Here is a 9,563-nt window from a genome sequence, read left to right as displayed (position 1 = left end):
CCACACCCACGTCCGCCTGCACTGGGGAATCGAGAACCGCCTCCACTACATCCGCGACACCGCCTGGCGCGAGGACGCCTGCCACGCCTCCCGAGGAAACGGGCCCAGAAACCTCGCCACCATCCGCAACCTCGCGCTGAGTCTCCTCCGCCTCCACGGAGTCCGAAAGGTCAAGGAAACCCTCGAGCGCATCGCCGGCGACCGCTACCGGGCACTCCACTACCTGGCTACATAGGGCAATGGATCGTCACACTAGGCGATCTTCGCGCAGCCCTGGTTCTGCACGTGACATACAGCGACGGTCTTCTATGACAGCGGGGTCGGGCGGAGTCAACGGTGGCAGAGGTATCGACGGGCAGTTCCGAATCCGGTGCGACGCCTGCCCGGTCGTCCAGGACCGGGTCGATCCGGGTGTTCCTCCTCGACGATCACGAGGTGGTGCGCCGGGGGCTGCGTGAGTTGCTTTCCGACGAGGAGGACATCGTCGTCGTCGGCGAGGCAGGCCGCGCCGACGAGGCGATCTCCGAGATCATCATGCTGCGTCCGGACGTCGCGGTCCTGGACGCTCGCCTGCAGGAGGGCAGCGGGATCGAGGTGTGCCGGCACGTCCGTTCCCACGATCCCGGGATCGCCTGCCTGATCCTCACCTCCTTCGACGACGAGGACGCGCTGTTCACCGCGATCATGGCCGGTGCGGCGGGCTACGTCCTCAAGCAGATCCGCGGCAACGCCCTGGTCGACGCGGTGCGCCAGGTTGCCTCCGGCCAGTCTCTGCTCGACCCGGCCGTCACCTCCCGGGTGCTCTACCGCCTGCGGGAGGGGCCGGTCGAGGACGAGCGGCTCGCCGGCCTCACCGACCAGGAGCGGCGCATCCTGTCCCTGATCGCCGAGGGTCTCACCAACCGCCAGATCGCCGCGCGGATGTTCCTCGCGGAGAAGACGGTCAAGAACTACGTGTCGAGCATGCTGTCCAAACTGGGCATGGAGAGCCGGACGCAGGCCGCGGTCTTCGCGACCAAGCTGTCGTCCTGACGGCCGCCACCGCCGCCGGCTCCGGAGCCGGGGGCGACGCGAGCCCGGGTCACGGCCCGGTGGGCGGCTCACCCGCGCCCGGGGCAGACCCGGCGGGCGGCCGCAGGACCCGCGGGGTCGGGATCGGCTGGACCAGCGGTACCTGCCAGGTCACCGTCGTGCCGATCCCGCCCTCGCCGGGCCCGAACTCCATCCGCCCGCCCAGGTCGAGGGCCCGGCGCCGCAGATTCGCCAGGCCACTGCTGCGGGAGGCCCCGCCGGGGCCGCAGCCGTTGTCGCGCACCTGCATCGACACGTCGGTGTTGGTGACCCGTACCCGCACCTGAATACGCGTGGCGCGGGCGTGCCGCGCGATGTTCGACAGCGCCTCCCGGACGGCGGCCAGCAGGTGCGGGTGGATCACCGCCGGCACCCCGCGGTCGACCGGACCGTCGATGTGGACCGTCGGGCGGATGGCCAGCGCCTGCTCCGCCTGCGCGGCGATCGCGGCGATCTCCGACCGCAGGTCGACCGACCCGGAGGCAGCGGTCAGCGAGAAGATCGTCTGCCGGATGTCGGCGATCGTCTGGTCGAGCTCGCGGACCGCGGCGTTGAGCCGCACCGCCGCGTCCGGGTCGATCACCCTGGTCATGCCCTGGATCTGCAGGCCGGTGGCGAACAGGCGCTGGATCACGACGTCGTGCAGGTCACGGGCGATGCGGTCGCGCTCCTCGAACACCGCGAGACGCTCGCCCTCCCGCTGTACCCGGGCGAACTCGAGGGTGAGCGCGGCGTGGCCGGCGAACGCGGCGGCCATCTCCAGGTCGAGATGCTCGAACGCGACCACCCCCGGCGCCGCCGCGAGCACCAGGATGCCGAGCGGTCGGCCCGCCGCCAGCAGCGGGACGATCATCACCGCACCGATCGCGACACCGTCGACGACCTCGCCCAGCAGGCGCCGCGCGGCCGGGTCCGCCCGCTCCGGCGGGATGATCAAGGCCCGGCCGGCCCGCATGACGTCCAGCAGCTCCGCCGGGTCGGCCAGCAGCCGCCCGCGCAGGTCGTCCGCGCCCGCGCCGTCCACGACGGCGACCTCCAGCTCCGTTGCCACCGGACCGCGGGCATCCCGCCCCGCCCTGGAGCGGAACGGACCGCCTGGCAGCGGGGCCGCGCCCGGCTCCGCGGGCGTTCCGCCGCGGCCGGTGGCCGCCCCCGGCGCGGCCACCGGAAGGACGATCCCGGCCAGCAGCGCGGAGGTGATCTGCCGGGCCCGCCGCGCCACCAGCCGTAGCGCTTCGACCGGCTCGGCCACCGACAGCAGCGCGGTCGTTATCTCGGCGCTCGCGGTGAGCCATGCCTGACGCCGCCTGGTCGTCTCGTAGAGGCGCGCGTTCTCGATGGCGAACCCCACCGCCGCGGCGAGCGCATGGACGAGGTCCTCGTCCTCCTGAGTGAACTCGGAGCCGCGTTTGCCGGCGAGGTACAGGTTCCCGAAGGCCTCCCCGCGGACGGCGATGGGCACCCGCAGGAACGTGCCGAAGCCCGGCGCGCCGGCGGGGAAGCCGAGGACGTCGGCGGCCACGACGACGGTGCCGGGACGAGCGGCGTGCCCGGCCCGGCCGGACGGACGGATCAGTTCCCCGCCGATCGGTTCCCCGCCGATCGGATCTCCGCCGATCAGCCCCCGGCCGAGTGGCATCCGGACGATGTCGGCCGGGACGTCCTGCCCCGGGCCGCCGCCGATCAGCTCGGCGATGTGGCCGTCCGGGCCCAGCACCCCGAGCACTCCGAGGTCGCAGTCCACCAGCGACCGGGCGGCCTCGGCGATGCGGCGCAGGGTCACGGGCAGGCTCAGCTCGCGCGCCACGTCGACGACGGCTTCGAGCAGGCCGCGCATGCGGTGCTGCACCGCGAACACCTCCGGAGCGGCCGCTGAGGGCGTCGACGGGGGCGTGGGAGGCGCAGCGGCCGGCCATGAGGACAGGGGCGGCGGCGGAGCGGGCAGCGCAGGCGTGGCGGGGCGCGGCGGGCGGCGGGCGCCGCCGGGACAGCCGGCTTCGGCGGCCGAGGCCGCGAGCGCATCGGTCCCGGCACCGGTCTGGACCATCTCGCACCTCCCGTCCACACACCTCAGGTGACGATAACCAGACACCCGACGTCTCGGGGCACCGCCGGGTGTATCGAGCGGACCGCTCGGTGCCACGGAGCAGGCGGGGCTGGCGGGGCTGGCGTAGAGTGCGCCCATGGCCGCCCCTGGCTTCCTTCTGCACAGCGACCGCGTGACCGACCTCAACAGGGTCTGCGCCGCGGCCTGTATCACCCGGGCCTGACCGCTCGCGGGTCGCGCCTGTCCAGGCCGGCCCGTCCATGTTCAGGCCCGGCCACGGGCAGACGTGACCCCGCCACCACCAGCGCCTCCAGGCGGCCAGGGGTGGCTCCCCACGGCGGCCGAGGGCATCCCAGGGCGATGACCAGCAGCGGCGATGACCAGCGGCACCGGCCGGTGAGGGCCTGACCCCACCCGGTGCGCCAGCCGCCCCCGCTGGTCGGGCATGACGCCACGGCACGAGTCGCCGCCGTGGTCCCGTCTCGTCCCGTCTCGTCCCGTCCGTGGCTCCCGATCGCCCCCAGTGCGGTCGCCGGGCGGCCCCCCGGGCCGGCCGGCCGCCTCGACCCGCGCACGCCACCCTCACGGCGTCGTCCCCGCCTGGAACGCCCTGCCGGCGTCGATGTGGTGGCGCCACCGCGCGGAATGACCCCTCGCCGTTTCCTCCTGTGGTCCGTCGCCGTGGTGGCGATCTTCGAAGGAGCCTCGATGCCTCTGATCCACCCCGCGCTGATCCACCCCGCGCTGATCCACCCCGCGCTGGTCACCTCGGCCCCGCTCCAGCCCCCGGTCCCGCTGATCTCCTCGATGCGGCCGTCGTCATCGGTCTCCCCGCTGGTGCCCGAACGGTTCCTCGCCGACGAGACCCGCCGGCTGTCCCTGCCCGACCTGCGCGAGCTGGTCACCGGGCTCGCCGCGGCCGAGTACGCCTGGCGTCCCCTGGTCCGGCACGACCCGCGGCAGCGCTGGTACCTCCGGCTATTCCTGTCCGGTGTGGTCGAGGTGTGGCTCATCGGTTGGTATCCAGGCCAGCAGACGGAGATCCACGACCACGGCGGGGCGCTGGGCGCGCTCGCCGTCGCCGAGGGCATCGTGGACGAGGACGAGTGCGGCCCGGACTGGGTAGTCACCCGGACCCGCCGCCACCCGGCGGGGTCGCACCCCGGATTCGGTGCGGACCACGTCCACCGGGTCGTCAACCGAGGGCCCGGCGCGGCCACCACGATCCACGCCTACTCGCCCCCGGAGCTCCCGCTGCGCTACCGGCCGGCCGACGACCGGCGGCCGGGCCACTCCGTGTCCGCGACGCCGCCGGCCGTCGCCCAGAGCCAGGCGCTCACCGCCGGCGCCGGGGTATGAGCGGCAGCCGTATCGACGCGCTGCTCGCCGCGGCCCGCTCCCGGCTGCGCCGGCTGACCCCCGAGCAGGCCGCCGCGGCCGTGGCTGACGGAGCGGTCCTCATCGACATCCGGCCGGCCGCGCAGCGGGCCACCGAGGGGGGCATCCCGGCGGCGGTGGTCATCGAGCGCAATGTGCTCGAATGGCGGCTTGACCCGACGAGCGAGGCCCGCGCACCGTTCGCGACCGGCGACCACGTCATCCCGGTGATCATCTGTTCGGAGGGTTACACCTCCAGCCTCGCCGCGGCCGCACTGCACGACCTCGGCCTCGCCGGCGCGACCGACGTGATCGGCGGGTTCCACGCCTGGGCCGCCGCTGGCCTGCCCACCGCCGACCTGCCGACAGCACCGGACTGAGCCCGCGGAGCGGCCTGGGCGTCCCGTCGGGCGCCGTCCGCGGACGGCGGAGGCGGCATGGACCCTCGTGTGGTCCTCGGCACATTTCGGTCCTTGCGGACCTCCGACCTGGTCCACCTGTCGGGGTTCGGCGTGCCTTTACCTGCCGGCAACCATGCTCCCTCTGCGCCCCGATCCGACCGAACCAGGCACCTCAAATGCCCGACAGACCCCTCCCCCACCCCACGAAAAGGATCTTGCTTTCTATACAAAAGGCCTGTAAGACAGCGTCTTTTCGGGTCCAAGAGACCTTGCGCACACGGCGGACCAAACCAGTTACATGGTTGCCATTGACCTGAGAGGGTGAGGTCTGCCACCCCGCAGGGCGGCAGATCAGGCCACCAGAGAGAGATCCGGACGTAGGCGTTTCGGAACCCTTGCTATCCGGTCGAGAGACGTCTACGTTCCTCGGTTAACGAGACGAGACGGGATCGTTTCCGAGCGGAGCGCCAGCAGCCCCCGGCCGCACCGCGACGAAACACCTGGGGGCCCTCGGCTTGTGCTGGTAGGCCCACCCGTCCGGCGTGTGGCGCGACGCCGGGCATTGCCTGTCCGCAGCGCACCTGTCCGCCTTTGCAACGTCAGCAGGAGACGGTATGCCCAGTGAGCCCGGCATGCTACCGGTCGGTAGCCCCGCCGCACCCATGTCCCTGTCGCCGTCCGACTCCGTTCACCCGGGAGGGGTGCGATGAGCGCCGGGGTACCCGTCCTTCCGGGTCGCGACCTGCCCCCGCAGCCGTTCGGCGAGGGTTGGCCCGTCTACTGGCGGCAGGATGCCGCCTGCCGCGACGGCGATCCCGACGCCTTCTTCCCACCGGACGGCCGCAACACCAAGGCCCGGGCCGCCGCGGAGACGCGGGCCCGCAAGATCTGTTCGGACTGTCCCGTGCAGCGGGCGTGCCTGGCCACCGCCATCTTCCGCCAGGAGGAGCACGGCGTCTGGGGCGGCTTGACCTCGGACCAGCGCGCCTCGCTGGTCCCCCGCGGCCGGCTGAACGCGGACGACGCGCTCGCCGCGGCTGACCGCGTGCTGCTGTCGATCTCCGTCGCGAGCTGACGCCGGATCGCACCCGGGCACCACGCGCACCTGGCCCGGCCACTGCCTTCGAGGGGTGGCCGGGCCGCGGTCGTCCGGCGCAGGGCGGGCCGGACGACGAGTTCGCGCCCGAGGCCTTCCCGCCCGAGGCCTTCCAGCGTCAGGCCTTCCCGCGCGAACCGGCCGAAACGCCCGACTCCTCGCGCCACCACCGACCGGTGGTGGCGCGGCCTGGGGCATTGACGAGGGCGTCCCCCTGTCGGCAGTCTGCGAGTCGTCGCAACGCGTGTGGCGACATCCCGACGGGCGAAGGGCGGGAAGGGCGACGTGTCCGGTGCGGTAAGGCGTATCCCCCGGCTACTGGTGCTCCGGCACGCCCAGGCCGACCCGCCCACCGGGCCCGACCTTCGGGACGAGGAGCGGCCACTCTCGTCGAAGGGCCGGCGCCAGGTCACGGTGGTCGCCGCCCACCTCGTGGCCTCCGGGATCGAGCCGGACCTGGTGCTCTGCTCCGCCGCGACCCGTACCCGCCAGACGGTCGCGCAGCTCGCGCACGCGCTGCCGAGCGGCGTCCCCGTCCTCGTGGAGGACCAGCTCTACCTGGCTGAGGCTAACGATCTGCTGGCGCGGCTGCGCCAGATCGACGACGGCGTTCCCTCGGTGCTGCTCGTCGGCCACAACCCGGGCCTGCACACGCTCGTCATGGGCCTGCTGAACCCGTCCGAGCGGCACCGGGTGCCGACGTTCCCGACAGCCGCGCTGTCCGTCCACGATCTTTCGGTGCCGCGCTGGAGCGAGCTGGGACCGGCTACCACCCGACTGGCCGACTTCGTCACCCCGCGCCTGCTGCGGGAGGCCGCGGGCACGCCGGAACAGGCCACCGACGCCTGATCACAGGCACCTGGTTGCAGGAACACCCGCCCGGCGGCGTTCGGCGTCACCCGTGACAGGGGACGTGCCCCGCGCCGGTGGCACGGGGCACGGGGCACGCAGCCGACCGGCGGGCCAGGCTACGAAGCAGACCTGGCCGCACCAGCCGGAACCGGTCGCCTGGCGGCCTAGTAGGCCTGCTCCATGATCTTGGAGGCCACGCCCAGGCCGGTACCGACGACAAGCGCCACGGCCGTCCCGATCCACAGCGGCACGGAGCCGAGGATCAGCGCGAGGGTCCCCAGGACAAAACCCGCGATGAGGATGTACACCGCGGCCCAGGACCCCATGTTGGCCTTCAGATGACCGGTATCCGACACGTCCACTCCTGTCTCGACCATGGCTGGGCACCAAAACCCGATGGCATCAAAACCCGATGGCAGGCACACCCGACCTCCCGCCGAGCGTACCCGCCGGGGCACGACTCAGGAGAAACCCGCCAGGTGACTCAGATCGGCCAGCTGCTCGTCGAGCCAGCGGCGGACGTCGTGCGTGCGGACCTGCTCGGCGGCCGCGGCCAGCCGGCGGTGCCGCTCGTCCATCGGCATCACCAGCGCCGCGTACAGCGCGTCGGCCATCTGCTGGACGTCGAACGGATGCAGCGTGACCGCGAACTCGCCCAGCTCCTCGTGCGCGCCGGCCATCTCCGAGAGGGCCAGCACCCCGCCGCGCCGGTTGACGACAGCGACCTCCTTGGCCACCAGGTTCATCCCGTCGGCGATCGCGTTGACCATCAGGACGTCGCAGATGGAGTAGGCGGCCACGGCGAGCGCGAAGTCCTCGACCATCCGCAGGTCGATGGGCTGCCGCCCCTCCTTGGTGTGCCTGGCGTTGATCTCCGCGACGACGGCGCCGATCAGCGCGATGTAGTCGGCGTACTCGGGGACGTCCGTCCGGCTCGGCTGCAGCAGCGCGAGAAAGCTCACCTTTCCGACCAGCTCGGGATGTTGGTCGAGCAGCGTCCCGAAGGCCAGGAAGCCGCGGACGACGTTCTTGCTCGGATCGGTGCGGTCGACCCGCAGCACGAGCTGGCGGTCCTCGTCGAGGAAGAGGTAACGCAGCATCGCGACGTGGGCGGCCACCTCCTCGCTGGCGAGGGTGGCGTCCAGGGCCGCCGGGTCGACGGAGATCGGGTAGTAGCGGGCGCGCACCGTCCGGTCGTTCACCTGGACGGTCAGCTCGTCGAGGTTGATCGGCAGGCCGAGCAGCTCCCCGGCGCACAGCACGAAGTTGCGGGCGTAGCGGCGGGTGTGGAAGCCGACGACGTCGCTGCCGAGAAGACCACGCAGAAGGCGCTCCCGGATGTTGCCCGGCAGGATGCGCCACTCGTCCGGCCCGGGCCACGGAATGTGCACGAAGTGGGTGAGGACGACATCCGGGCACTGCTCGCGGACGTGCTCGGCGACCAGGTAGAAGTGGTAGTCCTGCAGCAGGACCAGGGCCTTGCCGCCGCGGGAGCGGACCTCGTCCGCGACGGCGTCGGCGTAGGCCCGGTTGACGGCCGCGTAGCCGTTCTCGAACGCGTCGTGGTCGGCACGGGTCAGCACCGGCGTCAGCGACCGCCCGTACAGGCCGTGCTGGATGAACCAGAGGATCGGGTTGGACCAGACGCTGTAGAAGTCGGCGTAGGCGTCCGGATCGGTGACCACCAGCCGCACCCGGATGGACGGGCCGTCCGGCTTCCCGTCGACCACGTGCGGTGACGGCTGGGTCTGGACGAGGATCGAGCCGCCGTCGTTCTCGCCGGCGACGGCCGCGTCCTCGGGAGTCGCGGCGCCACAGACCCAGACGGCGTCATCCAGGTGCTCGGCCAGGCCGGACAGTGCGGACACGAGGCCGCCGGCGCCGCGGGTGACGGTTCGGCCGGCGGTGTCGCGATCGAAGCTGACAGGACCTCGGTTGGACAGCAGAACCAGTGGGAGATCGAGCAGGTCGATGTCCGACACGGCGGAAGGAGCCCTCCTGGTCGTCATGGTGCCCGGCATCGCCGACAGGCAGGCGGCCGGCGCAGGGACGCACTTCCGGCCGGAGCCGCCAGGCAGTCGGCGCCGGGCGCACGGGACAATCCGGACTGTAGTGAGCCTCGCTACCGGATGCACCGCGTTGCCGTGCGGCAGAAAGGTTGTTACCCCGAAGCCCGGCCGGTTACCACCCCCGCACAACCGGTGCGGGAATTCCCGGCGCACCCCCCGGGTGATCCGAACCGGTACACGGCCGGTACGTCTGGTCAGGCAATCCGCGGGAGAGTCCGGGCGGGCGCGCGGGCAGTGAGGTGCCTCCGCGCCGCCTCCTCCCGGGATGTGCCCGACGACACGGTGTGTTCCACGCCACCCCGCGCCGGCCCCGCTCACAGACCGTCGCGGTAGACCCTGACTTCCTGGACGGCGGAGCCGAGCGCGGCCAGCGCGTTCTCCAGGCTGTCCCGCGTCTCGACGAGTGCACTGGTGAGCTGCTCGATGGCGAGATGCTCGCTGCCGTCGGTGGCCGCGACGACCATCGCCTGAGCCTCCTCGATCATGTTGAGGGCGCCCTCGAGCTGGCCGGTCACATCCTCCGTGCGCCGGAACGCCTCGTCGAGCTGCGCCTTGACGTCGGCGATCGTCCCTGCCACCTGCACTCCGTTCCGTCAGCGACGCGGGTGGTACGACCGGCCCGCGCCCAGGCCCCGTCCGCCGCTGTCGTC

At 72.5% G+C, this 9,563-nt stretch carries 9 protein-coding genes and 1 pseudogene; 6 read left to right on the top strand and 4 right to left on the bottom strand.

Features of this window, described 5'->3' with window-relative positions; genetic code table 11:
* A pseudogene (locus tag B207_RS40455) lies at positions 1-235 on the top strand (ISAs1 family transposase); the annotation flags it as partial.
* Positions 236-336: 101 nt separating this feature from the next.
* On the top strand, positions 337-1,032 hold the full coding sequence (locus B207_RS0103575) for a response regulator (protein ID WP_026310634.1): 696 nt from the start codon (positions 337-339) through the stop codon (positions 1,030-1,032).
* Positions 1,033-1,081: 49 nt separating this feature from the next.
* Here the strand turns inward: B207_RS0103575 and B207_RS0103570 are convergent, their stop codons facing one another.
* Positions 1,082-3,118 carry a GAF domain-containing sensor histidine kinase gene (locus B207_RS0103570; protein ID WP_018635140.1) on the bottom strand — a complete coding sequence of 679 codons (2,037 nt, stop codon included), beginning with the start codon at positions 3,116-3,118 and terminating at the stop codon, positions 1,082-1,084.
* Positions 3,119-3,826: 708 nt separating this feature from the next.
* Here B207_RS0103570 and B207_RS32335 point away from each other — a divergent pair.
* The 4 genes from B207_RS32335 to B207_RS0103550 all read left to right on the top strand — a co-directional run bounded on the left by B207_RS32335 (position 3,827) and on the right by B207_RS0103550 (position 6,841).
* Positions 3,827-4,477: a cysteine dioxygenase gene (locus tag B207_RS32335; RefSeq protein WP_154675112.1), complete on the top strand. Its 651-nt coding sequence runs from the start codon at positions 3,827-3,829 to the stop codon at positions 4,475-4,477.
* Positions 4,474-4,875, top strand: a complete 402-nt coding sequence (locus B207_RS0103560; RefSeq protein WP_018635138.1) for a rhodanese-like domain-containing protein — start codon at positions 4,474-4,476, stop codon at positions 4,873-4,875. Before B207_RS32335 ends, B207_RS0103560 begins: the two co-directional genes overlap by 4 nt.
* Positions 4,876-5,602: 727 nt before the next feature.
* Complete coding sequence (locus B207_RS0103555; protein ID WP_018635137.1) at positions 5,603-5,971, top strand: WhiB family transcriptional regulator; 369 nt, start codon at positions 5,603-5,605, stop codon at positions 5,969-5,971.
* A 306-nt stretch (positions 5,972-6,277) separates the two neighbouring features.
* Positions 6,278-6,841: a SixA phosphatase family protein gene (locus B207_RS0103550; RefSeq protein WP_035739734.1), complete on the top strand. Its 564-nt coding sequence runs from the start codon at positions 6,278-6,280 to the stop codon at positions 6,839-6,841.
* A gap of 167 nt (positions 6,842-7,008) precedes the next feature.
* Here the strand turns inward: B207_RS0103550 and B207_RS0103545 are convergent, their stop codons facing one another.
* From B207_RS0103545 to B207_RS0103535, 3 genes are all read right to left on the bottom strand, one after another.
* The gene (locus B207_RS0103545; RefSeq protein ID WP_035739733.1) at positions 7,009-7,221 is read right to left on the bottom strand and encodes a hypothetical protein; all 213 of its coding nucleotides are present in this window, start codon (positions 7,219-7,221) and stop codon (positions 7,009-7,011) included.
* Between the two features lie 84 nt (positions 7,222-7,305).
* Positions 7,306-8,826, bottom strand: coding sequence for an alpha,alpha-trehalose-phosphate synthase (UDP-forming) (locus B207_RS0103540; protein ID WP_018635134.1), 1,521 nt, complete (start codon positions 8,824-8,826; stop codon positions 7,306-7,308).
* Between the two features lie 401 nt (positions 8,827-9,227).
* The gene (locus B207_RS0103535; RefSeq protein WP_026310633.1) at positions 9,228-9,491 is read right to left on the bottom strand and encodes a hypothetical protein; all 264 of its coding nucleotides are present in this window, start codon (positions 9,489-9,491) and stop codon (positions 9,228-9,230) included.
* Positions 9,492-9,563 lie beyond the last annotated feature (72 nt).

The organism is Parafrankia elaeagni, from assembly GCF_000374165.1.
GTDB lineage: Bacteria > Actinomycetota > Actinomycetes > Frankiales > Frankiaceae > Parafrankia > Parafrankia elaeagni.
This window is presented reverse-complemented; position numbering and strand designations above follow the sequence as displayed.

Coding starts and splice junctions, on each gene's coding strand:
- B207_RS0103560 (WP_018635138.1), top strand. CDS start 4,474: ATGAGCGGCAGCCGTATCGACGCGCTGCTCGCCGCGGCCCGCTCCCGG.
- B207_RS0103555 (WP_018635137.1), top strand. CDS start 5,603: ATGAGCGCCGGGGTACCCGTCCTTCCGGGTCGCGACCTGCCCCCGCAG.
- B207_RS0103570 (WP_018635140.1), bottom strand. CDS start 3,118: ATGGTCCAGACCGGTGCCGGGACCGATGCGCTCGCGGCCTCGGCCGCC.
- B207_RS0103545 (WP_035739733.1), bottom strand. CDS start 7,221: ATGGTCGAGACAGGAGTGGACGTGTCGGATACCGGTCATCTGAAGGCC.
- B207_RS32335 (WP_154675112.1), top strand. CDS start 3,827: ATGCCTCTGATCCACCCCGCGCTGATCCACCCCGCGCTGATCCACCCC.